Source organism: Sinorhizobium sp. CB7 (assembly GCF_041357635.1).
Taxonomy (GTDB): domain Bacteria; phylum Pseudomonadota; class Alphaproteobacteria; order Rhizobiales; family Rhizobiaceae; genus Rhizobium.
Map to the genome: position 1 here is coordinate 40,925 of NZ_JAULLL010000024.1, position 26,514 is coordinate 67,438.

Annotated in this window: 28 protein-coding genes and 1 pseudogene; 15 read left to right on the forward strand and 14 right to left on the reverse strand. The window is 60.8% G+C overall.

Annotated features, from left to right (window positions below; genetic code table 11):
- Positions 1-8 precede the first annotated feature (8 nt).
- The gene (locus AAE029_RS31615; protein WP_371076886.1) at positions 9-518 is read right to left on the reverse strand and encodes a hypothetical protein; all 510 of its coding nucleotides are present in this window, start codon (positions 516-518) and stop codon (positions 9-11) included.
- A 242-nt stretch (positions 519-760) separates the two neighbouring features.
- On the opposite strand from AAE029_RS31615, the gene AAE029_RS31620 reads away from it, so the two are divergent.
- Together AAE029_RS31620 and AAE029_RS31625 are read left to right on the forward strand one after the other, a co-directional pair.
- Complete coding sequence (locus tag AAE029_RS31620; protein ID WP_371076887.1) at positions 761-1,210, forward strand: hypothetical protein; 450 nt, start codon at positions 761-763, stop codon at positions 1,208-1,210.
- A 326-nt stretch (positions 1,211-1,536) separates the two neighbouring features.
- Positions 1,537-2,367 carry a Hint domain-containing protein gene (locus tag AAE029_RS31625; RefSeq protein ID WP_371076888.1) on the forward strand — a complete coding sequence of 277 codons (831 nt, stop codon included), beginning with the start codon at positions 1,537-1,539 and terminating at the stop codon, positions 2,365-2,367.
- 201 nt (positions 2,368-2,568) lie between these two features.
- On the opposite strand, the gene AAE029_RS31630 is transcribed toward AAE029_RS31625, so the two are convergent.
- Positions 2,569-4,095: a hypothetical protein gene (locus tag AAE029_RS31630; protein ID WP_371076889.1), complete on the reverse strand. Its 1,527-nt coding sequence runs from the start codon at positions 4,093-4,095 to the stop codon at positions 2,569-2,571.
- A 208-nt stretch (positions 4,096-4,303) separates the two neighbouring features.
- On the opposite strand from AAE029_RS31630, the gene AAE029_RS31635 reads away from it, so the two are divergent.
- From AAE029_RS31635 to AAE029_RS31645, 3 genes are all read left to right on the forward strand, one after another.
- A complete protein-coding gene (locus tag AAE029_RS31635; protein ID WP_371076890.1) occupies positions 4,304-4,609 on the forward strand; it encodes a hypothetical protein in 306 nt (101 codons plus the stop codon).
- Positions 4,610-5,384: 775 nt separating this feature from the next.
- Positions 5,385-6,290 (forward strand): S1C family serine protease, encoded by a 906-nt coding sequence (locus AAE029_RS31640; RefSeq protein ID WP_371076891.1) that lies wholly within the window; start codon positions 5,385-5,387, stop codon positions 6,288-6,290.
- A gap of 81 nt (positions 6,291-6,371) precedes the next feature.
- Positions 6,372-7,193 carry a bifunctional allantoicase/(S)-ureidoglycine aminohydrolase gene (locus AAE029_RS31645; protein WP_371076892.1) on the forward strand — a complete coding sequence of 274 codons (822 nt, stop codon included), beginning with the start codon at positions 6,372-6,374 and terminating at the stop codon, positions 7,191-7,193.
- A gap of 334 nt (positions 7,194-7,527) precedes the next feature.
- Here the strand turns inward: AAE029_RS31645 and AAE029_RS31650 are convergent, their stop codons facing one another.
- Together AAE029_RS31650 and AAE029_RS31655 are read right to left on the reverse strand one after the other, a co-directional pair.
- The gene (locus AAE029_RS31650) at positions 7,528-7,827 is read right to left on the reverse strand and encodes an AzlD family protein (protein ID WP_371076893.1); all 300 of its coding nucleotides are present in this window, start codon (positions 7,825-7,827) and stop codon (positions 7,528-7,530) included.
- Positions 7,824-8,564: an AzlC family ABC transporter permease gene (locus tag AAE029_RS31655; RefSeq protein WP_371076949.1), complete on the reverse strand. Its 741-nt coding sequence runs from the start codon at positions 8,562-8,564 to the stop codon at positions 7,824-7,826. Before AAE029_RS31655 ends, AAE029_RS31650 begins: the two co-directional genes overlap by 4 nt.
- Positions 8,565-8,713: 149 nt before the next feature.
- On the opposite strand from AAE029_RS31655, the gene AAE029_RS31660 reads away from it, so the two are divergent.
- Positions 8,714-9,172: an Lrp/AsnC family transcriptional regulator gene (locus tag AAE029_RS31660; protein ID WP_371076894.1), complete on the forward strand. Its 459-nt coding sequence runs from the start codon at positions 8,714-8,716 to the stop codon at positions 9,170-9,172.
- Positions 9,173-9,253: 81 nt separating this feature from the next.
- Here the strand turns inward: AAE029_RS31660 and AAE029_RS31665 are convergent, their stop codons facing one another.
- The 3 genes from AAE029_RS31665 to AAE029_RS31675 form a co-directional block, all read right to left on the reverse strand.
- The gene (locus tag AAE029_RS31665) at positions 9,254-9,982 is read right to left on the reverse strand and encodes an esterase family protein (protein WP_371076895.1); all 729 of its coding nucleotides are present in this window, start codon (positions 9,980-9,982) and stop codon (positions 9,254-9,256) included.
- Positions 9,979-10,956: an acetylxylan esterase gene (locus tag AAE029_RS31670; RefSeq protein WP_371076896.1), complete on the reverse strand. Its 978-nt coding sequence runs from the start codon at positions 10,954-10,956 to the stop codon at positions 9,979-9,981. Before AAE029_RS31670 ends, AAE029_RS31665 begins: the two co-directional genes overlap by 4 nt.
- Before the next feature lie 102 nt (positions 10,957-11,058).
- Positions 11,059-11,502: a GNAT family N-acetyltransferase gene (locus AAE029_RS31675; RefSeq protein WP_371076897.1), complete on the reverse strand. Its 444-nt coding sequence runs from the start codon at positions 11,500-11,502 to the stop codon at positions 11,059-11,061.
- 371 nt (positions 11,503-11,873) lie between these two features.
- Here AAE029_RS31675 and AAE029_RS31680 point away from each other — a divergent pair, with 371 nt between their 5' ends.
- Positions 11,874-13,364: a DUF1254 domain-containing protein gene (locus AAE029_RS31680; RefSeq protein ID WP_371076898.1), complete on the forward strand. Its 1,491-nt coding sequence runs from the start codon at positions 11,874-11,876 to the stop codon at positions 13,362-13,364.
- Positions 13,365-13,485: 121 nt separating this feature from the next.
- Here AAE029_RS31680 and AAE029_RS31685 read toward each other — a convergent pair whose 3' ends face one another.
- Entirely contained in the window at positions 13,486-13,872 is a 387-nt protein-coding gene (locus AAE029_RS31685; protein ID WP_371076899.1) for an ester cyclase, read from the reverse strand.
- Positions 13,873-14,006: 134 nt separating this feature from the next.
- Here AAE029_RS31685 and AAE029_RS31690 point away from each other — a divergent pair, with 134 nt between their 5' ends.
- Positions 14,007-15,275, forward strand: coding sequence for a DUF882 domain-containing protein (locus tag AAE029_RS31690; protein WP_371076900.1), 1,269 nt, complete (start codon positions 14,007-14,009; stop codon positions 15,273-15,275).
- A 30-nt stretch (positions 15,276-15,305) separates the two neighbouring features.
- Here the strand turns inward: AAE029_RS31690 and AAE029_RS31695 are convergent, their stop codons facing one another.
- Positions 15,306-15,902, reverse strand: a complete 597-nt coding sequence (locus tag AAE029_RS31695) for an NUDIX domain-containing protein (protein WP_371076901.1) — start codon at positions 15,900-15,902, stop codon at positions 15,306-15,308.
- On the opposite strand from AAE029_RS31695, the gene AAE029_RS31700 reads away from it, so the two are divergent.
- A complete protein-coding gene (locus AAE029_RS31700) occupies positions 15,882-16,724 on the forward strand; it encodes a DeoR/GlpR family DNA-binding transcription regulator (protein ID WP_371076902.1) in 843 nt (280 codons plus the stop codon). The two genes, AAE029_RS31695 and AAE029_RS31700, sit on opposite strands and share 21 nt — an antisense overlap.
- A 90-nt stretch (positions 16,725-16,814) precedes the next feature.
- On the opposite strand, the gene AAE029_RS31705 is transcribed toward AAE029_RS31700, so the two are convergent.
- Positions 16,815-17,483, reverse strand: coding sequence for a TetR/AcrR family transcriptional regulator (locus AAE029_RS31705; protein ID WP_371076903.1), 669 nt, complete (start codon positions 17,481-17,483; stop codon positions 16,815-16,817).
- A gap of 134 nt (positions 17,484-17,617) precedes the next feature.
- On the opposite strand from AAE029_RS31705, the gene AAE029_RS31710 reads away from it, so the two are divergent.
- Together AAE029_RS31710 and AAE029_RS31715 are read left to right on the forward strand one after the other, a co-directional pair.
- Positions 17,618-18,148, forward strand: a complete 531-nt coding sequence (locus AAE029_RS31710; RefSeq protein WP_371076904.1) for a GFA family protein — start codon at positions 17,618-17,620, stop codon at positions 18,146-18,148.
- On the forward strand, positions 18,141-18,440 hold the full coding sequence (locus tag AAE029_RS31715) for a hypothetical protein (RefSeq protein ID WP_371076905.1): 300 nt from the start codon (positions 18,141-18,143) through the stop codon (positions 18,438-18,440). Before AAE029_RS31710 ends, AAE029_RS31715 begins: the two co-directional genes overlap by 8 nt.
- Here AAE029_RS31715 and AAE029_RS31720 read toward each other — a convergent pair.
- Together AAE029_RS31720 and AAE029_RS31725 are read right to left on the reverse strand one after the other, a co-directional pair.
- The gene (locus tag AAE029_RS31720; RefSeq protein WP_371076906.1) at positions 18,427-19,344 is read right to left on the reverse strand and encodes an alpha/beta fold hydrolase; all 918 of its coding nucleotides are present in this window, start codon (positions 19,342-19,344) and stop codon (positions 18,427-18,429) included. The genes AAE029_RS31715 and AAE029_RS31720 overlap by 14 nt on opposite strands.
- A gap of 130 nt (positions 19,345-19,474) precedes the next feature.
- Positions 19,475-20,902: a PLP-dependent aminotransferase family protein gene (locus AAE029_RS31725; protein ID WP_371076907.1), complete on the reverse strand. Its 1,428-nt coding sequence runs from the start codon at positions 20,900-20,902 to the stop codon at positions 19,475-19,477.
- Positions 20,903-20,988: 86 nt separating this feature from the next.
- On the opposite strand from AAE029_RS31725, the gene AAE029_RS31730 reads away from it, so the two are divergent.
- Positions 20,989-21,852, forward strand: a complete 864-nt coding sequence (locus tag AAE029_RS31730) for a DMT family transporter (protein ID WP_371076908.1) — start codon at positions 20,989-20,991, stop codon at positions 21,850-21,852.
- A gap of 154 nt (positions 21,853-22,006) precedes the next feature.
- Positions 22,007-22,802 (forward strand): annotated as a pseudogene (locus AAE029_RS31735) (class I SAM-dependent methyltransferase).
- A gap of 207 nt (positions 22,803-23,009) precedes the next feature.
- Here the strand turns inward: AAE029_RS31735 and AAE029_RS31740 are convergent.
- Entirely contained in the window at positions 23,010-23,852 is an 843-nt protein-coding gene (locus AAE029_RS31740; protein WP_371076909.1) for an NAD(P)H-dependent oxidoreductase, read from the reverse strand.
- A 106-nt stretch (positions 23,853-23,958) separates the two neighbouring features.
- Here AAE029_RS31740 and AAE029_RS31745 point away from each other — a divergent pair, with 106 nt between their 5' ends.
- Positions 23,959-24,882, forward strand: a complete 924-nt coding sequence (locus tag AAE029_RS31745) for a LysR family transcriptional regulator (protein WP_371076910.1) — start codon at positions 23,959-23,961, stop codon at positions 24,880-24,882.
- 78 nt (positions 24,883-24,960) lie between these two features.
- Here AAE029_RS31745 and AAE029_RS31750 read toward each other — a convergent pair whose 3' ends face one another.
- Positions 24,961-25,419: an Rrf2 family transcriptional regulator gene (locus AAE029_RS31750; RefSeq protein ID WP_371076911.1), complete on the reverse strand. Its 459-nt coding sequence runs from the start codon at positions 25,417-25,419 to the stop codon at positions 24,961-24,963.
- Between the two features lie 155 nt (positions 25,420-25,574).
- Between AAE029_RS31750 and AAE029_RS31755 the strand changes: the two genes are divergently transcribed.
- A complete protein-coding gene (locus tag AAE029_RS31755) occupies positions 25,575-26,468 on the forward strand; it encodes an NAD(P)/FAD-dependent oxidoreductase (RefSeq protein ID WP_371076950.1) in 894 nt (297 codons plus the stop codon).
- The last annotated feature ends 46 nt before the right edge of the window (positions 26,469-26,514 follow it).

The window sequence follows — 26,514 nt, forward strand, 5'->3', positions numbered from 1 at the left end:
TGACGCTGTCAGGGACTGAAGGATTGCAACCGTCTCACGTCCGCGATGGTGGCCCGGCGGTTGATGATCGTGCGCCCCCTCGCGTCCTTCATGATGTAATGCCCCTGCCGAATTTGTTCGCTCATTCCGTCGCCGTGGCGAACCTCCATTGCGGCGCCATCGTCGCTGGCGGTGGCTGCCGTCCCGCTGGAGCTGCTCGTTCCACCTCCGGAGCCGCCATTGCTGGAGCTGGAATTGCTGTTCCCGTTACCATTGCCGTTTCCACCGGCATTGCCGTTGCCTCCGCCGTTACCGTTGCCTCCGCCGTTACCGTTGCTGCCGCCATTGCCATTACCGCCGCCATTACCGTTGCCATTGCCGTTGCCGCCACCATTCCCATTCCCGTTCTTGGCCAAAGCGGATTCGGCAATCACCGTGATTGCGGAGCCGGATATTCCGATCCTGTAGGGAAGGTTCGCCAAGGAGAAGCCCATCGAGGCGCAGCATAAAGCCGTTAAAAATTTCCGACGGGTGGTCATGACGCTTCCCTGACGTCCCGGTGCGGGCGTCCATCGCTACTGTTGAAATGCGCGCCTAAGGACAACGGCGCACGCCCAAATGCGCCGCACGCCGGTCCAATCCAGGCTCCGCGACATTGCCCATGCCCGAATCGTCCGGTCAAGCCGCGACCACCCCAAAACAAAAGCAGTCAGACCTTTCCCCTACCCAAATCGGACGTTCGTCCTACGTCTTTAGGACCAAGGTCCGAGGACAAACGGCCTTGGCGGTGCAATCGTGCCTGCCCGGGATGAGCGATTCTGCCCGCTTGGGCTGCAATGCTGAAATCGATATTTTGGAGTCCCTAATGATCGCCCAGTGGCAGATGTTTCTCAATCGTGCCCATCCTCCAGGTGCGGTCAAAAACTTTTCCGCCACTGAATTCGCTCTTGAAACCGCAGTCAATCTCCGCCTCGCTCTGAAACTCGTCAAACCCACGACGGAGTGCTTTGAACGGGCCGACGCCGTTTACGAGCGAGCAAAAAACTACGGTGAACTGCGGGCGTCCGGCTCAGGACTTGTGACTGACGCGGAGAGAGAACTGGCTGATGCTCTGAAACTGCTCGCTATCGAAATGCAGCTCTGCGATCCAGCCTGGAAAGCCAATGAAGTCCTCATCGGACTTGAGCTGACGGATAAGCGTGTAAATTCCGGTTCTCTTCAGCGGACGTGAGTCGTTTCGCGCAAGCGGGGCGCTGTTGTGGCGGCCTGCCGCCCTGCGCAACCTTAAGGCGATATACAATCAAAGCCTGCAATTTGGCGCGAGCGGCTGATAGCGGTAACATGCGCGTCTATTCCTACTCCTGACGCCAGAAGACCGTCCTCCGAAAGTTGAAACTGCGCTCCTCCTACCCCTTTTGTCTCAGTCACTAAGCCTATTTCCGCGTTGAAGAAAAACAACTTCAGAGCGATTCTTCTATTAGGGGTTCATGAAGGATTACGTCCCGTAATCCTGCATTGAAATATGTTTGGCGTATGCAATCAGGGGGAATATCAAACATGTCATCGGATATGGAACAACCGCCGCGCGACCGGGCGCGACGTCACTTTCTCGGTGTGGCCGGCGCCACGGGCGTCAAAGTTGCGGCAACGGTGGCTGCGATGACAACGCTTCCTTACTCGCCGGCCCATGCCCTGGGAAGAAGGTGGAAGAGGAAGAAAGATCGCGACAACGACAATGGCGACCCCAGGTGTTTTCTGCGCGGCACCGCCATTATGACGCCAGCGGGTGAGGTCTGTGTCGAGAACCTTCGCATCGGCGATCTCGTCGAGACCGTGCGCGGGCAAGCCGTGCCGGTGAAGTGGATCGGTCGCCAAACCTACAGGAGGAGTGGCCTGTCCTGGCAGGAGAGCGTGAAACCCATCCGCATTGCCCGCGGAGCGATCGACGCGCGCACACCGCACCGGGATCTCTACCTTTCGCCCAACCATGCGTTATTCATCGATGGCGTCCTCATTCGGGTAAAGGAGCTTGTCAACGGGATCACGATCGCACCGGCGCTGCCGACAGCCCGGGAGATAATCGAATATTTCGCGATCGTGCTCGATACCCATGAGGTGATCCTGGCCGAGGGCGCTCCCGCCGAGACCTTCCTTCTGAGAGCCAGCAACCACGAGAGCTTCAACAACTTCGCCGAATTCGAGCGCCTTCGCCCGGCCGAAGGCCTGCCTGTCATGGCGCCCTACGCCCCGATCGTAGGCTATGAAGGCGGCCGCGAGCACCTGACGGCGCTGATACGCCTCGCAACACCGCGCTTCATGCGGATGCGTGATCCGATCTGCGACGCCTATGAAAGGATTGCCGCCCGCGCCGAGGCGATGGCCGGCTGAGACATTGCTCGGTGTCACTGTTACCCAAACTCCGCCATCCTCGGGCCTTGGCTCCGAGGATCCACGCGAAGGCAAGCCGTGGAATGGGTCCTCGCCTCAAGGCGAGGGTGACGGAGCGCGGGGAGGTGAACGCGGCCAATCGCAGAGAGACCGTTCCCGTGCCCGTCACGGGTAGAAGGAGAGCCAAGAGCCGTCCCGCGCTCAGAGCGGTTGCCCGTCCGGAGCCGTATCGTCCGGCGCTGTGTCTTCCGGCTCGTCCTCGCCGGGTACCGCTTCGTCGGCAGCCTTGACCACCTGACCGTTGATGGTAATCGAACCGTCGCTGGCAATGCTGATGTCCCAGCGCTGGCTGCCGTCAGGCTGGCTCTTGGCGAAGCCCTTGGCCATCATCATGCCGAGCGAGACCTGGTTCGCGTCGGGTACGGTCTTGGCAAGCTGCTGGACCGCGGCGATCGTGTTGTCGAAGTCCCGTGCGACGACGGTCGCGTCCATCGCAAATTCCTTGTCGTTGTCGTAACGGCCCTGCGCCTTGCCGGAAACCTCCAGATCGTAGACGGCGGATTTCGCACTGATCTTCGGGAACTCGATAACGACGTTGCCGTCTCTGAACAGGGCTTGCGCGGCCTGTTTGCCGCTCTCCTCCGAATTGGCAGTCTGCGCGAAATCGATCTTGAGGAATTCATCGCCGAAGGCGGCGAAATCGAGATCCGGAACCGAGAACTCCATATCGAGCGCCTGCGGCAGGAAGGTCGAATAGACGGGCGGCAACACGGCGCTGTTCATAGTGATGTCGCGGGCCGCCATGGCAGTGCCGATGCGCGTTGCCGTCGCCGGCCCGTCGAACGTCAGGCGGTAGCTGAAGGTCTTGGCGCCGCCGCTGCCGAGCGAACTGGTATAGGTGAGATTGTTGAGCTTGAGCGTTTCATCCGCACTGGTCATCAACGGAAAGGCAGTGCGCAGCATCGACTTCAACTGCGCTTCATCTTCCTTGCTGAGCTGCGGCGCCTGGGCGTGATCCAGGAAGAAGATGACGAGGTCGCGGATCTGCTTGCCCGGAACCCCCTTCACATTGGCGTCGATATCGAGGGAATCGGCCTTGAGGTCGAGAGGCGGCATCTGCGGGCCGATGATCTTTTCCGAGAAGGCGGAAAAGGTGCCGGTAGAGGCAAAATCGGTGCGTCCGGCAAGCCCGGCGCTATCGGCCGACGACAGCTTGTAGATCATGGCGCCGAAGCCGGCATTGATCTCGGCATCCTCGGCCTTCGAAGTCATGCGGATGTCCTTGGCGGTAAAGTCGCCGGAGCGGACATAGCTGATCGCCGGATCGAAGACGGCGTTATAGATGTAGGAGCCGATGGAATAGGTAAAATCGGTTCGCTTCTGATCCGCCCCGGTGAAAAAGCCGGAGACGTCGAAGCTGTTATTGCCTTCGATGTTCCAAAGGCCGCTCTCTTGAGGTGTCACGAACATCGAGAAGGGCTTGAGCCCGTTGATGGCGAATTCGGTGGCGTTCTGCTTTATTAGCTTGGCGAGATCATAGACGATCTCGTATCGCGTCCCCGCCGGCTTGACCGAAACGACGCCGGCCTGCCGGCCCTCCTTCGGCAGCAGACTCGAAAGATTCTCCTGAATGGCCGCCGCGCCGTCCTCGTTGATCTCGACGGCCCCGGCCGTCGTGAAAAACCCGAGCGCGAACAGGCTGGTTGCCGTCACGAAATTGATCCGCATGATCGAATATTCTCCCCGTTGCCCGCCTCTTATAGGGCAGCCTCCCGCAATGAGGAAGCCGGCCGACAACCTAAAGGCTGTGCGTTGCAACAGGGTGACGCATCCAGAAGACGGATCGGAACGACTGGGATAAAACGAAAAAAGAATTAGACATTTCTAATTTATTTATGTCTGCTATGCCTAAACCCTTGTGGAAACAGATCGTTCGATGAAAAAGGCGCAGCGGGAAAAAAAGAAGAAGACAGTCATCATCGAGAGCCGCCGCATCGCCGCCGAGAAAGCGCTCACGCTGATCCGCAGCAATGGCCTGCCGGTTGAATCCGACCCGGTGTTCATTGAATGGATCGGCCAGTGGATTGCCGGCGAGATCGAGCTAAAGGATGTGCGCGAGCGCTACCTGCAGCTTCTTCATGAAAGGGAGGCCGAAAGGCAGGCACGTTTTGCAGCCCGCGTGGAAAGCGGGAAAGGAACGGCGCCCGACGCCACCTTAGACTCGGACGTCGAAGCCGGGTAAGGGTTAGGTCCATTTCTGCGGATCGCAAGCGCGTCGAACGGGCGTCAGCCGGCCGAAACAGTTCCCGGCCGCCTGGGCCGCACCCCGTCGGCGCCTCGGAAGACAAGGCGCGCGGGCGGCGATTCCTTGATGACGCTGACTTGCATCCGGGTTCGGAGCCGGGTTCGAAAGCGCGAAGCGTTGCGCGCTCCCCACACGCCGAGAAAACATTGGCCGGACTGTTCGTTCCTAAAGACCGCCGCCCCTCCGAATGCCGCCGACAATCCACCCTCGCCCGCAATGCCTCCATCGCCGTAGACCGAGATAACGCGATCATGCGGCGCCACCGCTACGACGGTGTCGCCGGACGGCGCGAAGCCGGCGCTGCGAAAAAGGTAAAGGACGCAAGGGGTCTCTTCCATGCCGCAACAATAAGAGGCTTGCAATCGCATGCAAGTGTTCGACGCGAACATGGTGAACAACGCCGATCCTGTGCAATCCCGTGGGTCCCCTCGCCCCGCCTGCGGGGAGAGGGCTAGGGTGAGGGGCAAAACTTTCAGCGAATCCGATAGTTGCGGAACGAAACTGGAGTCCCGCGAAAAGCCCCTCATCCGCCCTTCGCCCTCCGTAAGCGGAACAAACGAAAGGAGGAATCAACCACCACCAAATTTCGCCGCCGAACCCTTGCCCACGGCGATCCGCCTTCATACCTATTGGAAAATGACATGCGCCCGGCTCCTGCTGGCCGTCGCAGCCTTCTTGGCTTAAAATGCCCCGCCTCATCAGGACGAATGCAATGAACATCGATACCATTTTGCGGTCAATCGTGGCCGTGCGCTCCTCAATCCCGGAAGATGCCTTTACGGCGACGACATTGGGTATCCTCAGGGAAGGCAGTGGCGTGGTCATCAGGGAAAACGGTCTGGTGCTGACGATCGGTTATCTGATCACCGAGGCCGAGGAGGTCTGGCTGACGCGTCATGACGGCCATGTGGTTCCGGCGCATGCGCTCGCCTATGATCAGGAGACCGGGTTTGGCCTGGTGCAGGCGCTTGCGCCCCTTGGCCTGCCGGCGCTTGCTTTCGGCAATGCGGCGCGCGCCAATCTCGGCGATCCGGTGGTGCTTGCCGATGGGCTCGGTCAGTTCGTCCAGGCCAACATCGTGGCCAAGCAGGAATTCGCCGGCTATTGGGAATACCTGCTGGAGGAGGCAATCTTCATCGCGCCCGCCCATCCCTCATGGGGCGGTGCCGCCTTGATCGGCGCTGACGGCAGGCTTCTCGGCGTCGGCTCGCTCCGCCTTCAGATGAGCCAGGGCGGAAAGGTCGCGGACATCAACATGGCCGTGCCGATCGACCTGCTGCCGCCGATCCTCGACGATCTCTTGAACCGAGGCCGTGTCAACAAGCCGCCGCGGCCCTGGCTCGGGGCTTTCTCCGCCGAAAACAACGGCGACGTCGTGGTCATGAGTGTCGCCGAAGGCGGGCCGGCGGCCAAGGCCGGCCTGCGCCAGGGCGACATCATCTCGGAAATCCGCGACGGAGAGGTCGATGGCCTTGCCGATTTCTATCGCAAGCTCTGGAAGAGCGGTCCGGCGGGTGCCGAGATCCCGATGCGCGTGCTGCGCGACGGTCGCGAAACATGGCTGCGCGTCAAGTCGGCCGATCGCAACAGCTTTCTTAGGAAGCCGCAATTGCAGTGAGGCGGCGGCCCTCTCCCGGTGCTTGCCTAAACCCCGTGCCACCTCTAAAGCAGAGGCATGAACTGCGCCTTGGAGAGGACGATGGAGACGGGACGATATTACGCACCGACTGGCGGTTTGCCGGGACAGACGGAACTTCTTTCGAGTAAGGCCGTCTTCACCACCGCCTATGCGATAATCCCGCGCAGCGTCATGACGGATATCGTCACAAGCGTCCTGCCGCATTGGTCCGGCACGCGCGCTTGGATCCTGTCGCGGCCGCTCACCGGTTTTTCCGAGACCTTCTCGCAGTACATCATGGAGGTCGCCCCAGGCGGCGGCAGCGACCGTCCGGAACCCGATGCGCGTGCGGAAGCGGCAATCTTCGTTGTTGAAGGCGAGATGATCATAGAGCTCGATGGCGCGGAGCACCCGCTGCGGCCGGGATCATTCGCATTCATCCCGTCGGGTGCGGCCTGGAAGATGAAAAATCCGGGGGCCGCTGCCGTCAGGTTTCATTGGGTTCGAAAGCGCTTCCAGCAGGTCGAAGGACTGGAATCGCCGCCGGCGATTTTCACGCATGAGGACGAGCACGCGATCTCTCCGATGCCGGATACGGACGGACGCTGGGGAACGACACGCTTCATCGATCCCGCCGACGTCCGCTACGACATGCACCTCAATATCGTCTCCTTCGAGCCTGGAGCCACCATCCCATTCATGGAAACCCATGTGATGGAGCATGGTCTCTACGTCCTGGAAGGCAAGGCAGTCTACCGACTGAACCAGGACTGGGTCGAAGTCGAAGGGGGCGATTTCATGTGGCTCCGCGCCTTCTGCCCGCAAGCCTGCTACGCGGGCGGCCCTGGTCGTTTCCGCTACCTGCTCTACAAGGATGTCAATCGCCATGCGGAGTTGTGGTAAGGCGCCGCTTGCTCGATCTGCCCCCTCGCCCCGCTTGCGGGGAGAGGGCTAGGGTGAGGGGCAAAACTCTTGGCGAATCCGATAGTTGCGGATCAAAATTCGAGTGCAGTGAAGGCCCCTCATCCCCCCTCCGGGGACCTTCTCCCCGCAGGCGGGGCGAAGGGGGAACCGCACCCTCCGTCGTCCCTCACGGGGCGACAGTTGGTTCGTCGTCGCGCCTTGCTCGATCTGTCCCCTCGCCCCGCTGGCGGGGAGAGGGCTGGGGTGGGGGGCGAAGCTCTCAGCGACTCCGATAGTTGCGGGCAAAAATACCGCACCCCTCTCATCCTGAAACTCACCCCACCCAATACCGCAGCAAACCGGCGGCCACGACGCCGATCGTAACCGTGGGCAGCATCGAAAGGCGCGTGGCGGCGCCGAGCGTGATGGCGAGCGCAATCAGGTCGGCAGGACTGTTCGAGACGAAGTCGGGGGCGATGACCGAGATCAGCACGCAGCCGGGCGAAGCTTCCATGACGGCGGTCGCACGGGGGCTGAGGGTGCGGTTGCGAAGCACGAGATAGCCGCCGATGCGCGTCAGGTAGGTGACGGTCGCCATCAGCACAATGGTGAGCAGGGTCCACGGGTCGATCATGATTCACCTGAAAGAACATAGGCCGCGACGAGTCCGGAGAGCGCGCCGGCGGCGACATACCATGCCCCCGGGACGAACAGGTAGGTGACGGCCGCGACCATCAGGCTGACGAGCCAAGGCCGGGCGGCGGCGAAGCCTTTCCACATGCCGCGCAGCAGGACGAGGAAGACCGCCGGGAACGCCATGTCGAAGCCATAGGCCTCCACGTCGCCGAGGATCGGGCCGAGGGCAGCGCCGAGCGCCGTGAAGCCGACCCAGGCCACGTAGACGACTAGCGCGGTGCCGAGATAGTAAGGCATGCTGAACGCAGGCGACAATCCGCGTCTTGCCCGTTCCGTGGCGTCCGCCAGCCCGAGCGCCCAGCTTTCATCGGTCATGGCGAAGAGTGCCGGCAGCGCCTTTCGCTTCGGCAGATGCCGCAGGAACGGCGCGAGTGCGGCGCCCATCAGCAGATGCCGGCTGTTGACCAGGAAGGTGATCGCAACGATCAGGGCAATGTGCGGCGGCGACGTCCAGAGCCCTATTGCGGCAAACTCCGATCCGCCGGCGAAGTTCAGACCCGTCATCAGCGGCACCTCGGCCACGCTCAGCCCTTTCTGCGTGGCCTGCGCACCGAGCACCAGGGCGTAGGGAATCATGCCCAGCAGGATAGGAACGCAGTCGAGGATTCCACGTCTTGTCTCCGAAACGACGCGGCTCTCGCCCTCGCCTGATCCATCCGTGTCGATCGCGCTCATCATGCCCTCCCGCCGCCGATTAGCGGCCTTCTTTGCTGAGGCACCTTATATTCCTGAACCCGCGCAATCGGGTTGCGAAGATGATGTCATTCCCAAATTCTTTGGCATCAGGTATTATAAAGTAACCCCATCTTGAATTTGGATGCCAAATGCAGCTTGACGACATCGACCGTAAGATCCTGCGGGCGCTGCAGCGCGACGGCAGGATGCAGAACATCGAACTGGCAAAGGAAGTGGGCCTGTCGCCCTCACCGTGCCTTCGCCGCGTCAAGCTCCTGGAGGAGGCAGGCATCATCGATCGCTACGTGGCGGTGCTCAATCCCGCCAGGCTCGGCAAGCGGCTCACCCTCTTCGCCCGGATATGGCTCAAGGCGCAGGACGAGGACACGATCGAATATTTCGTCGAAAGGGTCCGGCAGTTTCCGCAGGTGCTGGAATGCTACCTGATGCTGGGTGACTGCGACGCGCTGGTGCGCATTGTGGCTGATGATATCGATGATTACCGGCGCTTCCAGTCCGAACATCTCAGCCGCATCAAGGGCGTGCAGAATGTAAAAACCGATGTCCCGAGCCAGATCATCAAGCAAACGTCGGAGTTGCCATTGTAACTCTTTGTTTTTACGCAATTCCTGACGGAAAACCGCTTCACACTTTTCCTGGAGTTGCTTTAGGGCCTTTCCGGCGGCCGATTATATATAAAGCGCCGCCATCTTGCGCCAGGCGCCGGCCCGGTGGGCGCGGCCGTCCCAGAAATGCAGCTGATGGCCAACCTGCTTGTCGGCAAGTACGCGGCTCAGATAGCGGTTGTTGTCGAGAAAGGGATCGTCGTTGCCAATGGTCAGAACAATGTCCATCCGGCGCAGATGATCGAGCCGCGATTCGCAGGAAAGTCCCGGCAGGAAATGCGTCGGCGTGTGGTAATAGACCGTGTCGTCATAATAGCCGTCGAAGAGATCGGCAAAGGACTCGACCTTCATCGTCAGGTCGTAGCGGCCTGAAAAGGCGACGAGCTTGCGAAACAGGTGCGGGTGACGAAAGACAAGGCTCGCGGCCTGGAAGGCGCCGAGGCTGCAGCCGTGCACGATGGTGCAATCATGCGGATTTCTTTGAGCCATCAACGGCAGGACCTCGTTCAGGATATAGTCCTCGAAGGCCGCGTGGCGGCGGATGCGCTCGGCCGGATGCTGCCAGGATGCATAGAAGCTTTCGCTTGCCAGACCCTCGATGCAGTAGAGCTGAAGGTGACCGGCCGCCACCTTGTCGGCGAGGCTGGCGACGATGCCGAGTTGCTCATATTCAAAGAAGCGCCCGTCTCGCGTCGGAAACATCAGCACCTTTGCGCCGGCGTGACCGAAGACCAATAGCTCCATGTTCCGATGAAGCCGATGACTGTACCAGCACAAATATTCACGATTCATGGCGCCTTGAAAAATCGTCCGACCCTGTCGCGCAGCGCTCTCTGCTGCACTGCACTCTCAGGGTAGTCGAAATGGCCGGCGTCCAGGATGAAGATTTCGTTAAATTTTGATTGCGGACCCGCCTTCGATAGAGCATTCGCGACCGCAAACTGACAGGGCGGCGCCACTGCCGGATCGAAGAGAGCGGGAGCAACGAGCATCGGCACCCGGATCCTTTCGGCAGCGACCGCCGCATCGAACAGGCGCAGGGTTTCGAGCACGTCCGGATGCGTCTTCGCATAGGCCTGGACGGATTGCGCGCTGCCGACGGTTGGGAGCGTGAGCCAAAGCGGCCGGTCGCCGAAGGTCGGCACAACGAGATGCCCCCGGTCGATCCGTTCGTCGAACGGGATCGCCAATGCCCCGATGCCGCCGCCAAAGCTGATGCCGCTATAGCCGATATGGCCGGATAGCCCCGGAAAAAGCGCAATGAGCGTCGAAACGGCAATCCACAGATCCTCGACGCAGCCGCCGATGATATAGGATTCCGGCCTGTCGATATCGTAGAGAACGTGCCCGGACGCGTCAGATGGAACCGGCGGACGCGCGCTGCGCGACAGCCCGCGGAAACAGGGAAACAGTAGCGCCGTATCTTCCACCGGCAGATCGAAATCCGGCTGGTCCCGCCCGCCGTAGCCGTGTCCGACGACAAGCCCGCGCCGCACTGTCCCGACGCGCGGCAGAAGCAGCCAGCCGCCGATCTCGAAGGCACCTGTCGACCGGTAGGTGATGTCGTGAACCTGCCAGGCCGGATGACTGTCCTTGCTTTCGCGCAGCACCGGCCGCGGATCGACCGCCATCGCACGGCGATAGCGCGCGCTCCAGAATTCGTCGAACCCCGGCACGGCCTCGGGCGGCGCGATGGACAGCAGCTCCTCGAGCCGCATGCCATAGGTTGGATCAAAGTCGAAGGGATGGCTTGTCGGAATGCTCATGGGACACTTGTTCCGCGAAAGATCGGGCAAGGCAAGACAGGGACGGAGACAATGCGGGGAAACTATGTCGCCGCTGAATGCGGCACCGAGAGGCGAAAAACCCTAGACCACAAAAACATTCAACCCTGATACGTCGCTCTCGATCGGTTTGAAACCACGCGCAAGATAATACGGTGAGTTGTCCGGGGTTGCACAAAGATAGCAAGACAGGTGTCCTCGACTTGCAGCCTCGTCACGGGCTGCCTCAATCAAGTTCGCGGCAATGCCTTGTCGCCTGGCTTTCGGTTCAACCCAAAGCGCTGCTATCCACGGCGTGTATTGCGGGCGATCATCAAGGTCGCATTCTATTACCAACACAGAGCCGAGGTAGGTGTCCTCGTCATGTGCAACAAGAGCAAATGGAATGCCTTCGCCCTCGATCATAGGAGTAAGGTGGGCGCGGTATTGCGCCTGTGGAACGCCGCTCTCAGTCCACCATGCATTCCAACCGCGATCCGCAACTATATCTGCATGACCTGGACAATCTTTAAGGTTGGAAATTTCCATAAGGCAGTTCCAGACGACGCTTGTTACGGTCCTTAGAATTACGGACTATCGCAAGTTGTGCAATGATCGCTTGCGGCTTAACCCCACTCTCGGGCCGTGTCCACGGAGCAAAAAAGACTCGTTCCTCGCAATTCCATTGGCGCAGCCCTCCTCCGGCATACGTACAACTATCAGAGCTTTCGCCTTTGATCTACAATCGGCCCGGTTGCGTAGGCGCCACGCAGCTATTCAAAGGGTTAGACTGAGCTTTGTGCGTCTTGCAAGACGCACGGCGCCGCAAGTGCATCGAGGTAATCGAGGTATAGGTCGGGGCTTTCCTGAGACCGCAGGTCCCGTTGGAAGATCACCCGACCTCGCAACAGGAGGATGCGATGCGTACACGAGGGATGGATAACGACAGAAGCCTGTTTTGCAGACTGGGCTCGACCGCTTTTCTTGCTGTCGGCCTTGCGACCCTTCCGATCGGCACGGCCTATGCGGCGGGCCCGATCACCGAGGAGGAAGCCCACGCCATCGGCGTGGAGGCTTACGTGTATTTCTACCCATTGCTGTCGATGGACCTCACCCGGAAGCAGCTGACCAATGCCGAAGCCAAGGAGGGCGCGATCGGCGGCCCGCCCAATCGGTTCAACAACATCCCGGAGTTTCCGACGGCGGACATGAAGGTGGTCGTCCGCCCGAACTTCGATACCCTCTATTCCAGTGCCTGGCTCGACCTGACGAAGGAGCCGGTGGTGGTCTCAGTGCCCGACACCCAGGACCGATACTACCTGCTGCCCATGCTCGACATGTGGACGAACGTGTTTGCCTCGCCGGGCTGGCGGACGACGGGAACGGCCGCGGGCCATTTTCTGATTGCCTCGCCCAGCTGGCGACCCGATCTCCGGGAAAAATTCGATGAGTTCAAGCTGCCGGAAGGCACGCAGAGGATCGATGCGCCCACCCCCTATGTCTGGGTCATCGGACGCACGAAAACGGACGGACCGCCGGACTACGCTGCCGTTCACAAGGTCCAGGACGGTTACAAGGTCACCCCGCTGTCGCAATGGGGCAGGGAGCCGAAAACGGCCGAGGTGAAGATCGACAGTTCGATAGACATGAAGACGCCTCCGAAGATCCAGGTCGACACCATGCCGATGGATAAGTACCTGGCCTATGCCGGCGAGTTGCTGAAACTCCATCCACCGCACATCACGGACCAGCCGATACTCGCGAGGCTGAAGCGGATCGGCTTCGAGCAGGGCAAGGACTTCGACCTGTCGAAGCAGGATGCGATGATCCAGAAAGCCCTGGAGACGGTGCCGCGGGATGGTCAGGCGCTCATGGGCTGGAAGCTCAAGACCCTTGCCCGGGTTGCGAACGGCTGGTCGATGAACACCGACACGATGGGGGTCTACGGCAACTATTACCTGAAGCGCGCCATCGTCGCGCAGCAGGGGCTCGGCGCCAACCTGCCGCAGGATGCCATTTACCCGCTCAACCTGGGCGATGAGACCGGCCAGCCGCTGGACGGCAGGAATGCCTACACCATCCACTTCGACAAGGACAACTTGCCGCCGGTCGATGCTTTCTGGTCGATCACGCTCTATGACGACGAGGGTTTCCAGGTCGCCAATACCCTCAACCGCTTTGCCGTCAGCAGCTGGATGCCCTTCCAGTATAACGGCGACGGTTCGCTCGATCTCTATTTCCAGCGCGAGAGCCCCGGCAAGGATAAGGAATGGAACTGGCTGCCGGCGCCCGACGGGCCTTACACCCTGACCATGCGGCTCTATGCACCGAAGGCGGACGCCCTGACCGGCAAGTGGAATCCGCCACCGGTCGCGAAAGCCGGCGCGGTATCCGTGCTGACTGCTCAATGACGCTGGATGCGCCCACCAGGCAGAGGTCGGTATTTATCGAACTCTGCCTTGCGAAACATAGTTCGTTGCTTTCGTCGCGCCGACAGCTTCGCGCTGAGCCGACCGGAGAATAGCTTTCGGACTAAAGCTGAGATTCGACAGCGGCCTTGTCTATGACGGACCATACTTTCTCGATCCGTTCATCCTTGAACTCATAGAACACGTTTTCGGTGAACGAGACTCTCTTCCCGTTTACAGGCAGGCCGAACAGGTCGCCTTTCGGCGTGCAGTCGAAGCGCAGACGGCTCGCGACACGAGGCGGCTCGCAAATCAGCAGGTCGATGTTGAAATAGAGATCTGGAACTGCACGAAAATCTTCCTCCAGCATCTCGCGGTAGCCTGACAGCCCGATCCGCTTGCCGTTGCGCTGAACGTCTGCATGAACGAACTGCCCCAAATTCGGCCAGTCCTGTTTATTCAGACAGGCAATGTAGCCTCGATAGATTTCGGAGAGGACGGCTTTCGTCATCGCATTGCTCCCGTGTCCCGGCCCGATGAGAGCCGTCAACCGCTTATTAGGACTTTATTGACCATAATCGGATCTACCGATGCGTCATGAACCCGGATCTCTGCCGGCTTCACGCGCGTCGGACGGAGATGGTTATGTCTGAGTATCCGGAGAAAGTGCTGTCAAACAAGATGCCGTGCGGCGGCTTGCCCAGGCTTCTGTCCCATATGGTGCGGCGCGCCGCACAGGCAGCTATCGCGGCATTGTTCGCAATCCCCGCCATGATCGGCTCCGCGGCTACCGCCGAAGCGGAGGATCGTGCGCTGAAGCTTTTCTTCACGCATACCGGAGAACGCGCCACAATCACCTTCAAGCGCGACGGCAGGTTTGATCCGAAGGGCCTCGCCCAAATCAACCGTTTCCTGCGCGACTGGCGCAGGAACGAACCCGCCCGGATGGATCCGCGCCTGTTCGATCTGGTTTGGGAGGTCTATAGGCGCAGCGGAGCGAGCGACTACATTCATGTCGTCTCCGCCTACCGTTCTCCGGCTACCAACAACATGCTGCGGAACCGCTCGCGCAACTCCGGTGTGGCCAAGAGCAGCCAGCACATGCTCGGCAAGGCGATGGATTTCTATATTCCGGGCGTGAAGCTCGCCACGTTGCGCGCGCTTGCCATGCAGATGCAGGTCGGCGGCGTCGGCTTCTATCCGAGATCGGGATCGCCCTTCGTACACCTCGACGTCGGTCGGGTTCGCGCCTGGCCGCGCATGTCGCGGCAGGAGCTCGCACGCATCTTCCCGAACGGGCGTACGATGCACCTTCCCGCAGACGGCAGGCCCCTGCCCGGCTACAACCAGGCGGTCGCCGACTACAGGAAGCGCGTCGGTCCGCGTTCGATCGAGATCGCCGCCACCGCGGGAGATGACGAGGATGCCGAGTCGACATCCGGCGCCAGCGCGGAAGGCAAGAGCCTGGCGACGGCACTTCATTCCGTGCCGCGCAGCCGGGCCGAAGGCGCACTGGCGCTCCAGGCCAATGCGCAGGCGACGCCAGGCGCAAGCCGCGGCCAATCATTCCCCGACCTTGCCGCATACGTGGTTCCAGTGCCAACGCTACGCGCATCCGACAGTGCGTCGACGGACCCCATCCAGACCGCTTCGATTGCACCCGTTACCGCTACTCCGGAGGTCAAGGCGCCTGCGTCGCTCCCGATGCCTGCCGGCCTCAATCCGATTGCGGCCGCACCATTGCTCCGGCAGCAGCGGGCGGAGTTGATGACCGCGCTCCCAATGGCCATGTCGCAGGAACTCGCCGCCGGCGTCAGGGAGATTTCCGGCAAGGCTCTATTGACCTGGGCGTTGCATTCTCCGGGGCAGTCCCTCGGAATGACGGCTCCCGCATTCTCCTCCGCTCGGTTCTAAGCGCGGCTCTATTAGCTTCGCGATCAGCAATCAGAACGTCATTTTCCTTTCCGAGAAAAGACGGATCGCGAGGTTCTGGAGCAGGATGATTGTCTTGGCATCGCGTATCTCGCCGCGGTCGATCATTAGAAGCGCATCGGCCAGGGCGATCTCCAGCACGTCTATGTCTTCTCCCTCGTCGGAAGAACCGCCGCCGTCGCCAATCCTGTTCGTTTCCGTATATTCGCCGTAGAAAAACGCCAGATATTCGGTGACCGATCCCGGACTCATATAGACATCAAAAAGATGTGTGAGTTCGGAAACGTCATAGCCGGTCTCCTCAATCAGTTCCGAGCGCATGCGCTTTGCTGGTTCAGCCCCGTCCAGCAAACCTGCCGGGGTTTCGATCAGCGACGCCAGCCCGCCGTTCAAGAAAACCGGCAATCGAAACTGTCTTGTCAGCAGGACATTCCCGGTCGCGGAATTATACAACAGGCAGGTCGCGCCATTGCCTCGATCGTAAACCTCGCGGGCCTGCCTCTGCCAACCTCCGGTTCTAAGCCGTAGTTCAAACTCGTGCTTGGTGAGCCGCCCCCAATCATCCGCCAACAAGCGTTCGGAAATCGGTTGAAGAATGCCGTCAGTCATATCGCCCCTCTTTCATTTTCGTGCATTCTCGTGCATTTTCGTGCAGAGTCAAGGATTAAGAATATGCTTGTGGAAGAACGGAAAGCGCAGCTTCTGCGTCTGCTGGCACAAACCGGCCGCATCATCGCAACGGACGCGAGCCTGAGCATGGGGGTCTCGGAAGACACGTTGCGCCGCGATTTGCGCGAGCTGGCCAGAGAGGGCCGGCTGAAACGCGTGCACGGCGGAGCCGTGCCGATCTCGCCGGCGACGGCATCATTCTCGACCCGAATGGAGATTGAGGATGCCGAAAAGGCCAGGATCGGGAAATATGCGGCGCATATGATTGCAAAAGGCCAATTGGTATTTTTGGACGGTGGCACAACCGCCATGCACGTGGCGCGCAGTCTACCGCGAGACCTTCATGCGACCATAGTAACCCACAGCCCAAATGTCGCTTTGGAACTGATGAACTGCGAACACCTCAACGTGGAGATCGTCGGCGGGCGTCTTTTCCGGCACTCCATCGTCACGGTCGGCGCGGCAACGGTGGCATGGTTGGGGCGCTATAGGCCGGATATCTGTTTTATTGGTGCGACCGGTCTGCATCCCGAACAGGGGATCACCACCGGCGACAGCGAAGAGGCCGAGGTAAAGCGAGCAGTCATCTCGATCTCGGGAGCATCCTATATACTTGCATCCTCGGAGAAAATCGGCGCCGTGTCCTCGTTTGAGATTGCAGATTTCAGGCAAGTGGACGGCGTGATTACCACTGCAGAATCCGATATCGATCTGACAAGAAAAATAGCATCCAAAGGGTGCAATATCTTTCAAGCAGACTGATATCGAAAGGTCACCGCAAAATGTAGAGCCGCGGCCGATGCTCGGCGAGCGCCTTCGCGAAGAGTTCGATCCGTGTAAGAGACGCCGACTTTAGCGCTGATCGGGGTGCAGGAACGCGGCAAGGAAGGTAGCGATGGCAGCTTCGGCGTGTTGGCGAAGCTCCTGCGCCGTTGGAATCGCGCCTTCTCCCAGCATCATGACCCTGTTCACGGGGTCCGCTATCAGCAGCCAGTTCAATTGTGATGCCGCAATCGCCGCATCAGAGATTCTGAGCAGTTTCTTATGGGCCAATTGTTCGAACGCTTGGCCCGTCACCTCCAGCGCGCGGCCCGGACCACGCGCGTAAAGCTCTTTGGCGAGCATGGGAAATCGCGGCGCCTCCGCAATCACAAGCCGCCGTAACCGCATGAGCTCCGGCGTGAGAACTGTCGTCAACAGCCGAACACCATAGTCAAGCAAATAGGTTTCGAGCTGGGCGCGGTTCTCCACAATGGGAAGGCCCGTGTGAACCGCAACATCCGCCTCGCCCATCAATTGGCTCATCACAGCGACGAACAGTGCCTCTTTGCTCGAGAAGTGCTTATAGATCGTCTGCTTGGACACCCCAGAACGACTGGCGATTTCATCCATGCTGGCCTCGGCGTAGCCAGTATCGAGAAACACTTCAGCCGCAGCTTGCAGGATCGCTGTGTGCTTGCGTTCCGACCGCGCGCCGAGGGAACGAGCCGTTTCAATCCCGGTATTCGATATGCCCATCATTCCAACTCCATGCCGAGTACTCTTGACACAAGTAGACTGGACAGTCTAGTTCTATGTGGGAACCAAACGGTCCAGTCTCGTTTAAGGATGGGCCGCCTGTCGCAAAATTTCGCAGGTTTACGGTGAGCAACCAGATGGCAGACAAAACGACACACCTTAGTTGTACCTGCAAAGCGTTCCGCCTCGCATTCCGAGGTTCACCTATCATCAGCACGGAATGCCACTGCAATAGTTGCAATCAGGCGGCCAGCAGGCTGGAACCGCTTACCGCACAGACCGTCCGAACGGCGCATGGCGGGACGCGCTACGTTCTTTATCGCAAGGACCGCATCGGCTTTCCGGCAGGAACCGATATGCTGCAGGAATTTCGTCTGCACCCACATGCAACCACGCGACGTGTACTGACGTCCTGCTGTAAGACGCCCATTTTCCTCGAATTTAAAGGTGGTCATTGGCTCAGCTTGTATGGCAACCTTTGGCAACAGGATGATTTGCCGCCTCTTGACCTTCGGACGATGACCGAGGACGCCGATAATCTCGTGCCAGAAGATGTGCCTGCCGGAATGCTGGCTACGACCAGCTTTTACACCAGACTATTCATGGCCTGGGTTGCGATGCGCTTCAAGGTGCCGACAGTTCTCGTAAAGGGAGTCATTGATGCCTGACGACGAAAAGATAGTCATCGAAAGCATTACCTCGCCGCATCACACCGAGAGGGTAAACAAGGCCAAGTACATGGCTATGCGCCATGCTCTCCTGGCCGTTCTCCCCGAGCAGGCGCCCGGATTGACGGTGGCCGAAGCAAATGCTGCCATTCTTCCTCATCTTTCCCAAATCGAATTTCCGGGGGGCGCGAAAGCGGGATGGTGGTTGAAGGCCGTCCAGCTTGACTTGGAAGCAAAGGGCATCATCCGCCGCAGTCCGGGAAAGCCGGTCAGGCTCTTCAAGGGGAACTGACGGATTTGCGGATATTGTTGGGCGATGCAGTGGAGATCGGCTCTTCCTGTTGGGCACATCTGATGAAGTCGAGCATGAGTGATGCGGCCGGGGCTGCGTGCGTCTCGAGCAGCAGGTGGCCGGCGTCGAAAACATGGGCTTCCATTCGAGACAGAGCCCGCATCCATGACAGGATCTCGGAGAGATCGAAGAATGCATCGTGCCTTCCCCAGAGCATCAGCGAAGGCGGCTGCCAGCGCGCGAGATAGTCGGCAATCGCGTCAAACCGGGCGACGTAGTTCGCATAGTCTGCGATGAGCGCTCGTTGTGTGTCCATCCGACCCGGCAAGCACATCACCCGCCAGTCCTCCTCCCAGCTTTCGGCTGGAATCCGCGCGGCCACGGCCGGCGGAATGTTCGCGAGGTACTGGTCGCGCGTGCCTTCAAATGTCAGATGCGCGGTCGCCACCGCCTCGTTTTCCGGGCTCGGCTGTGACCAATAGGCCCGCGTCCCGGCCCATTGCGGGCCGAGCCCCGTTCGATGAGCATTGGCGTTCTGAATGATGAGGCCCAAAACCTGTTCCGGCGCCTGCATGGCGATGTGGAAACCCACGGGAGCTCCGAAATCATGGAGGTAGATATAGCGCGGTCCGATTCCAAGCCGGTCCAGCAGTTCCGAGATTGCTTGACCGAAGGCGAAAAACGAGACCGTCGGCAGGACATCGGACTCTCCAAAGCCGGGCAGATCGGGCGCGATCACATAAGCGGCCTGCGACAGCTCGGGCACAACTTCCCGAAACGTTCGCGCGGAACTCGGAAACCCGTGCAGGAGCAGCACGACGGGTTTGGACCCCTCACCTGCCGTGATAAAGGATAACTCCGTGCCGCCGGATAGGCGAACTCGTTGCCGGGTCGCCGAGCGCATTGCAGACCCCTTGTCTTGAATCGTCTGATTTCCCGCAACGTCAACGCCGAGGCAAATGTTCCAGTGGATGGCGCAACTCGCCAACGGAAATGATTTCGGCCGCTACCGGCCCATTGCAGGCATCTCGGCACTAAACAGACCTGGCGGCTCCCCTGAGCGCCTCACGCAGCACATCGAAGACACGCTCGTCGAGCGTCTGCGAAACATTGAACCGCATGAAACCCGTGGCGGACTGCGACAGGCTGAATGCATTGCCCGGCGCCAACACGACCTTCCTGGCGAGTGCCGCGCGCGCGACCTCGGCGGCGTCCAGCCCGTCAGGCAGGCGGCACCACAGGAACATACCGGCCTGCGGCTCGAGCCAGGGCCGAATTCCCATGATTTTCAGCCGGGCGGCAACATCGAACATGGCGCGGGAGAGGCGACCGCGCAGGCTCTCCACATGTTTGCGGTAACTGCCGTCGCTCAAGACATTCAGCACCAGTTCCGCGGTCAAGCGGCCGCCGCCGAACGACGTCGCGATCTTGAGATCGGTGAGCCCCTCGATCCATTCCGGTTTCGCGGCGATAAAGCCGCAGCGCGCCGAAGCAGACAGGGTCTTGGAGAAACTGCCGATGTGGATGACACGGTCCAGCCCATCGAATGCCGCAAGACGCGGTGCGGCCGTGAGCTCGAAGTCTGCGAATATGTCGTCCTCGATAATGGTGAGCGCGAATTGATCGGCGAGCTTCAGCACCCGGTGCGCCGCGACGGGCGATAGCGTTGCGCCGGTCGGGTTATGGATTGCGGAGTTCGTAATGTAGAGCCGCGGCCGATGCTCGGCGAGCGCCTTTGCGAAGAGTTCGATGTCGGGGCCGGAAGGCGTGTAAGGAACGCCGACGATCTTGGCGCGGTGGGCCCGCAGCAGGGCATGGAAGTTGAAGTAGCAGGGATCGTCCACCAGCACCGTGTCCCCGGGTTCGATCAGGAACCGGCACAACAGGTCGATCGCCTGGGTTCCGGATTCGGCCAGCATGATCTGATCGGGAGAGACCTCGATGGCCCGTTCGGCCATGCGCCGGGCAATGAGCTGGCGGAGCGGCGGCAGGCCAAGCGGCGAGCCGTAGTCGGCCAGGGTGGGACGCTCGGCACGAGAAAGCGTTCTGAGTGCGCGCCGAATACCCTCCTCAGGGAACCACGAGGGCGGGAGCCACCCGCAACCCGGCTTGAGATCGCCGTCGCCCGCTTCCAAGGACTGCCGCGACACCCAGAAGGGATCGATGGCGCGGTCGAGCTTCGGGCCAATATCCGAGAGCGACAATGGGGCCGTCTGATTAGCGACATAGAAGCCGGAACCGGGTCGTGAGAGGATCGCGCCCTCGGCCACCAGACGCTCATAGGCTTCGACAATCGTCGAAGTCGACACCTTCAATGTCCCGGCCAGTCCCCGGATCGATGGCAGTTTCGCACCAGGCGTCAGGCTCCGCCCGGCAATGCGCTGTCGGATCGTCGCCATCACCATCCCCACGCGGGTGCTCCCCACCGCCTGTTCGTCCATCCGTAGTGCCCTTTCGACCATAACAGTTTGACGCAACTGTACCGGATTGTCACTGGTGGCGCCAGCGGCAGTAACGGATAAGGGCTGCACAAGCGAAGGAGTGCGACATGGACCGGACGGCGACCGGATGGATCAATGGTTTCATTGGCGTGGTGATCTTCAGCGGATCGCTCCCTGCCACACGCGTGGCCGTGATGCAGCTCGATCCTGTATTCTTAACGGTCGCCCGGGCGGCCATTGCCGGTATCCTGGCCTTCTGCCTGCTGCTCGCCTTCCGGGAGAAGCGCCCTGCCCGCCAGGACATCCTGTCCCTGGTGATCGTCGCGCTCGGCGTCGTGGTCGGTTTCCCCCTCTTGACCGCGCTCGCGCTCCAGCACGTGACGTCGGCCCACTCGATCGTCTTCGTCGGCCTGCTTCCGCTGGCAACGGCGCTCTTCGGCGTCATTCGCGGGGGCGAACGGCCAAAGCCGGCCTTCTGGCTGTTCTCATTGCTCGGCAGCACGCTGGTGGTGGGCTTTGCACTCTCGCAGGGCCTGACGGCTTCGCCCGCCGGCGACGCCCTGATGCTGGCTGCAATCATCGCCTGCGGTCTCGGCTATGCCGAAGGCGCCAGGCTCTCCCGCACGCTCGGCGGTTGGCAGGTCATCTCCTGGGCCCTTGTGCTGTCCCTGCCGGTCATGATCATCGCGGCAATCGTCTACAGACCGCCGACCTTCTCTGGCATCGAGCCCCCCGCCCTGGTCGGCCTCGCTTACGTCTCGCTCTTCAGCATGCTGATCGGCTTCATTTTCTGGTATCGCGGCCTTGCACAGGGCGGGATCGCGGCGGTTGGCCAGTTGCAGCTCCTGCAGCCGTTCTTCGGCCTGGCACTGGCCGCGACCCTGCTGCATGAATCCGTAACCTGGGCGATGCTCGCCGTCACCGTCGCCGTCATCCTATGCGTCGTCGGAGCGCGCAAGTTCGCGAGATAGGTTGCGAAGGGTAACGGGAAATCTGCGGGCAATCGATCCGCGGCTGTCGAATTCGCCGAAAAACCCCCTCACCCTCAACAGGTCGAAATACGATTGCCGCCAATGCCAGATTTTGTCATGGTGCCGGTCAGGGACAAATGACCGTTGAGGCAACATGTCGTCCATAACCTCGCCCGACACCAGGCAATATGGCGACAGTCGGAAGCTCGCTGCGCGGGCGCGCCTCAACAGGGAATACACGATCGCCGAAATCGGCTGGTTTCCATGGGTTGCCAAGCAGTTGCCTCTCACCCGGAAGCCGCATCCTCGATATCGGCTGTGGTCCCGGCTGGTTCTGGGAAGCAGCCGTAGGCGTTCTGTCGGAAAAGCTTGATCTGACCCTCGCCGATGCGTCGCCCGGCATGGTTCAGGAGGCTTTGGAACGCTGCCGGGTCTTGCCGTTCGGATCGGTTCGGAGCCAGCAGGCGGATGCCGCCGCCCTTCCCTTTGAGGATGGCTCCTTTGACGCGGTCATTGCGATGCACATGCTCTATCATGTGCCCGATCCTGCGGCCGCCATCGCTGAGATGTTTCGCGTGCTGAAGCCGGGAGGCTTCCTGGCGGTTACGACCAATGGCGCCGGCAATATGCGCAAGCTCTACGAGCTTGCGACCGTATTCGGCAGCGACCCCGTTGATCCGGCTGCAGCCGCCTTCGGCTATGACGCTGCCGACCGACTGATGCGATCCCGTTTCGGCAACGTCGCCATGTCGCAATATCCGGCACGCCTTCGCATCACCGTCCCGGAAGATGTCTTCCTGGCGCTCACATCCTATCCACCGGGAGACAATGCCAGCGAAGCTCAGCTCATCGCGTTCCGCAAAGCCATTGCGGATGCATTCCAACACGGCAATGGAGTGCTCGAGACTGATAAGGAGACCGGGCTGTTTCTCAGCAGAAAAATGGCCTGATCGGGGCGAGCGAACTGTGAATCGGTTGCCATCGTGAGGGACGATTGAGGGCGCGACTCCCCCTTCGCCCCGCTTGCGGGAAGAAGGTGGGGGCTGTCGCGGCACTCGAATTTTCATCCGTAACTATCGGATTCGCCGAGAGTTCTGCCCCTCACCCTGGCCCTCTCCCCGCAAGTGGGGCGAGGGAACGATCGGGCAAGCGGCGTTTCACCGTCCCGCGCTGGCAATGCGCTCCGGCACGGGGTCGCCGAGAACCTCTTCCGGGTCGCCCGGCTGGACGAGGTGAATGCGCATGCCGCTCTCGCCTGCCCCCAGTCCCGCTTTCAGCACCTGCTGCCCGTCATAATGGCCGCCGTTCTGGGTGCGGTAGGCGATCGGCCTGTCTGTGAAGAGGCCGGTGATGCGGCTTTTGTAGGCCTCGGCGACCGCAGGCCATCCATCCTCCGTCAGCCTGTCGCTCTGGTAGACGACGAAAGGCGGCAGGACCTCAAGACCCGGGTAAAAAAGAATGCCGTGCTGGATAGGCCACAGGAGATCGTCTAGCCGGCCGTTCACGCCTCGCGGGCTATAGTGCGGCTCGCGGCCGCCGATCGTGACGGTGAGCATGGCGCGACGCCCGCTGAGCACGCCTTCGCCATAGCGGTCGCCCCATCTCTCGCCGCCGTGGGCGCCGACCCCATAAGCGAAGCCGTAGGCAAAGACCCGGTCGACCCAGCCCTTCAGGATGGCCGGCATGCTGAACCACCACATCGGAAAGTTGAAGAGAACGGCGTCGGCCCATAGGAGCTTTTGCTGCTCGGCATCAATCTCGGGGGACTGGGTGCCCGAAGCGAAGGCATGACGCGACTCCGCTGCGTAGCTCAAACGCTCGGGCCGGGCTTGCCCGATGAAGTCGCCACGATCCGCGACTGCCTTCCAGCCAGCCCCATAGAGATCGGAGACCTGCACGCTATGCCCCTGTGCGGTGAGTGTCTCGACCGCCAGATCCTTGAGCGCGCTCGTCAGCGACTTCGGTTCGGGATGCGCATGGACGATCAGAATATTGCTCATTCAGTATAATCCTCGATGATTTTCCATAGTGTCTGCCTGTTCGCGGAACATGGGACTTTCGCTGCAATTCTTGAAATCGAAGTTTTGATGTGCTGCTATAATTCCTATGGATATCGAAAGGCTCGATCTGAACCTGCTAGTCACGCTGGACACGCTGCTTGCCGAGCGAAATGTCACGCGTGCAGCCAAGCGGCTGAACCTGAGCCAGCCGGCGCTTTCCGCGCGGCTCACGCGATTGAGGGAGATTCTCGGGGATCCGCTGCTGCTGCCGGCGCAACGCGGCATGGTGCCGACCAAACGTGCCCTTGAGCTGCAGGCGCCGCTTCATGATGCTCTGGAAAGCGTTCGCCGAGTGGTGGCCGAGGGCGCTCCATTCGCGCCGGCGAGCGCTGTCGCCACGATCGCGGTCGCGGCAAGCGATTACGGCCAGTATTCGATCCTGATGCCTCTTGCCTCAGCGCTTCGAAGGGAGGCACCGGGGATCAGGATCACCTGGCGGACCCTCGATGCGTCGACCTTGATGATCCAAACGGAGCGAGGCGATGTAGACCTGGCGCTGATGACGCCCGAGACGGCGCCCGAGCTCTTGCGCATGAGAAAACTGTTTCATGAGCGCTACGTTGCGATCGTGCGCGCGGGTCATCCCGCCGTGCAGGGAGAGATCGACCTCGATCTCTTCTGCAGCCTTGATCATGTGATCGTCTCCCCTGCGGGCGGCGGTTTCAGCGGGCCGACCGACGCCGCACTGGAAGCCGTCGCCCGCAGCCGCCGTGTCGTCCTGTCCGCTCCCGGCTTTCTCGTCGTTCCGGAGCTCATCGCCCGATCGGACATGATCGCGATCGCTCCCTATCGCATTGCCCGTGATCATGCCGACCGGCTGCAGATCCTGGAACCGCCGGTCCCCGTTCCGGGCTTCGAGATCGCCATGGTCTGGCACGACAGGGCGACGACGCACCCGCTTCAGCGCTGGCTGCGGGAACGGGTCGCGGCGGTCGCAGGCAGCGATGACGCGGCGGCGAGGATGGAATGACCGAACGCGCCGCTCTCAATTAAAAAGTGGGAGCGCGGGATGTCGCCCGAAAACCGCGCACTTTAAGGCATCCTGCTCCTAGAAATGCTCCATCGCCGAAGAACGGTTCGACACCTGCGCCCAGCGCTTCAGCGAGTCCTCGGCAAGCTCCGCCAGTGTGATCGTTCCAAACCGCGCCAGCAGAATGGCTTCCGCGTCCCTCATCGCCTCAGCGAGAGATGCATTGACAGCCTGTTCGACGACGCAGTCCGGATTGTCGCCCGCAAGGCCGATCGAAAAGAGCTCCGGTGAGCCAAGCGCACGATGGATATCGAGGAGCGTGATGTCCCGAAGGGGACGGGCCAGGACCCAGCCGCCGCCATGGCCTTTCTCGGATCGCACATAGCCCTGTTCCCTGAGTCCCGCCATGGTTCGACGCACGACGACGGCATTGGTGGACAGCATGGCTGCGATTGCCTCGGAAGTGGCGGCCCCTTCGTGCCTTTCCATATGGATCAGAATATGCAGCAAGCGGGAAAGTCGGGTGTCGTGTCTCATGGCGGGTTCCGATCCTGTTTCCGATTCTCTACCAAGCGAGCAGTGACGTAACAAGAGAAGTTGCGTGACTATTGACGCGCCATATCACGTAACTTTATAAGTGCCATGACATAATCCAACCTGACGAGGAAATCCGTATGAACAGAACAATCTCTATGCGCTTCGATGTCATAATTGTTGGCGGCAGCTATGCCGGTCTCTCGGCCGGCCTCCAACTCGCCCGTGCGAGGCAGAATATTCTGGTGATCGACGCCGGAAAGCGCCGCAACCGCTTTGCCGCGGCGTCGCACGGCTTTCTCGGACAGGATGGCCGCGAACCCGGCCAGATCGTGTCCGAGGCCCGCGCCCAGCTCGAGCGCTACCCGACCGTTCATTGGCTGAACGCCACGGTCGAATCTGCAAAGAGGATCGCCGGCGGTTTCGCAGTCTACACCGGCGGCGGGCATATGGAGAAAGGCCGGCGCCTGATCTTGGCGACCGGTGTCGTCGATCGGCTGCCGACTATCCCCGGCTTGCAGGAGCGCTGGGGAAGATCGGTGTTCCATTGCCCCTATTGCCATGGCTATGAACTGAACCAGGGGCGCATCGGCGTCATCGCATCTTCGGAGCTTTCCATGCACCATGCGCTGATGCTTCCCGACTGGGGCACAACGACATTTTTCACCAACGGCGCATTTGCTCCCGATGCCGAGCAGTTGTCGCAATTGCTCGCGCGCGGGGCGGCGATCGAGGATACGCCCATTCGCGAAATATCCGGCGAGCGCGCGGATGTCCTGCTGCAGGACGGCCGCGTTGTTGTCATGGATGGCTTGTTTGCACTGACCCGGACCTTGGTACAGGCGCCATGGGCAGAAGAGTTGGGTTGCGTACTCGAAGAGGGCCCGCTTGGCCAGTTCTTAAAGACGGATGCGCTGAAGGAGACGACCGCGAAGGGCGTGTTTGCCTGTGGCGATGTTGCCAGAGCCGCGGGCAATGTGGCTCTTTCCGTTGGCGACGGAGCCCTCGCCGGTGCCGCCACGCACCGCTCTCTTATGTTTGAAGCCGATTGATTGCGGCTCTCGTGTTGCCATCAAAAACCCGGGAATCGCGCGTCTG

Bases quoted from the DNA above. Each gene is read 5' to 3' on its own strand.
- AAE029_RS31625 (WP_371076888.1), top strand. From the start codon at position 1,537: ATGTCATCGGATATGGAACAACCGCCGCGCGACCGGGCGCGACGTCAC.
- AAE029_RS31650 (WP_371076893.1), bottom strand. From the start codon at position 7,827: ATGATCGACCCGTGGACCCTGCTCACCATTGTGCTGATGGCGACCGTC.
- AAE029_RS31720 (WP_371076906.1), bottom strand. From the start codon at position 19,344: ATGCGCTCGGCGACCCGGCAACGAGTTCGCCTATCCGGCGGCACGGAG.
- AAE029_RS31695 (WP_371076901.1), bottom strand. From the start codon at position 15,902: ATGACTGACGGCATTCTTCAACCGATTTCCGAACGCTTGTTGGCGGAT.
- AAE029_RS31645 (WP_371076892.1), top strand. From the start codon at position 6,372: ATGGAGACGGGACGATATTACGCACCGACTGGCGGTTTGCCGGGACAG.
- AAE029_RS31685 (WP_371076899.1), bottom strand. From the start codon at position 13,872: ATGACGAAAGCCGTCCTCTCCGAAATCTATCGAGGCTACATTGCCTGT.
- AAE029_RS31680 (WP_371076898.1), top strand. From the start codon at position 11,874: ATGCGTACACGAGGGATGGATAACGACAGAAGCCTGTTTTGCAGACTG.
- AAE029_RS31660 (WP_371076894.1), top strand. From the start codon at position 8,714: ATGCAGCTTGACGACATCGACCGTAAGATCCTGCGGGCGCTGCAGCGC.
- AAE029_RS31745 (WP_371076910.1), top strand. From the start codon at position 23,959: ATGGATATCGAAAGGCTCGATCTGAACCTGCTAGTCACGCTGGACACG.
- AAE029_RS31755 (WP_371076950.1), top strand. From the start codon at position 25,575: ATGCGCTTCGATGTCATAATTGTTGGCGGCAGCTATGCCGGTCTCTCG.
- AAE029_RS31675 (WP_371076897.1), bottom strand. From the start codon at position 11,502: ATGGAAATTTCCAACCTTAAAGATTGTCCAGGTCATGCAGATATAGTT.
- AAE029_RS31725 (WP_371076907.1), bottom strand. From the start codon at position 20,902: ATGGTCGAAAGGGCACTACGGATGGACGAACAGGCGGTGGGGAGCACC.
- AAE029_RS31750 (WP_371076911.1), bottom strand. From the start codon at position 25,419: ATGAGACACGACACCCGACTTTCCCGCTTGCTGCATATTCTGATCCAT.
- AAE029_RS31635 (WP_371076890.1), top strand. From the start codon at position 4,304: ATGAAAAAGGCGCAGCGGGAAAAAAAGAAGAAGACAGTCATCATCGAG.
- AAE029_RS31655 (WP_371076949.1), bottom strand. From the start codon at position 8,564: ATGAGCGCGATCGACACGGATGGATCAGGCGAGGGCGAGAGCCGCGTC.
- AAE029_RS31640 (WP_371076891.1), top strand. From the start codon at position 5,385: ATGAACATCGATACCATTTTGCGGTCAATCGTGGCCGTGCGCTCCTCA.
- AAE029_RS31670 (WP_371076896.1), bottom strand. From the start codon at position 10,956: ATGAGCATTCCGACAAGCCATCCCTTCGACTTTGATCCAACCTATGGC.
- AAE029_RS31730 (WP_371076908.1), top strand. From the start codon at position 20,989: ATGGACCGGACGGCGACCGGATGGATCAATGGTTTCATTGGCGTGGTG.
- AAE029_RS31740 (WP_371076909.1), bottom strand. From the start codon at position 23,852: ATGAGCAATATTCTGATCGTCCATGCGCATCCCGAACCGAAGTCGCTG.
- AAE029_RS31705 (WP_371076903.1), bottom strand. From the start codon at position 17,483: ATGATGGGCATATCGAATACCGGGATTGAAACGGCTCGTTCCCTCGGC.
- AAE029_RS31630 (WP_371076889.1), bottom strand. From the start codon at position 4,095: ATGCGGATCAATTTCGTGACGGCAACCAGCCTGTTCGCGCTCGGGTTT.
- AAE029_RS31690 (WP_371076900.1), top strand. From the start codon at position 14,007: ATGTCTGAGTATCCGGAGAAAGTGCTGTCAAACAAGATGCCGTGCGGC.
- AAE029_RS31665 (WP_371076895.1), bottom strand. From the start codon at position 9,982: ATGAATCGTGAATATTTGTGCTGGTACAGTCATCGGCTTCATCGGAAC.
- AAE029_RS31715 (WP_371076905.1), top strand. From the start codon at position 18,141: ATGCCTGACGACGAAAAGATAGTCATCGAAAGCATTACCTCGCCGCAT.
- AAE029_RS31710 (WP_371076904.1), top strand. From the start codon at position 17,618: ATGGCAGACAAAACGACACACCTTAGTTGTACCTGCAAAGCGTTCCGC.
- AAE029_RS31615 (WP_371076886.1), bottom strand. From the start codon at position 518: ATGACCACCCGTCGGAAATTTTTAACGGCTTTATGCTGCGCCTCGATG.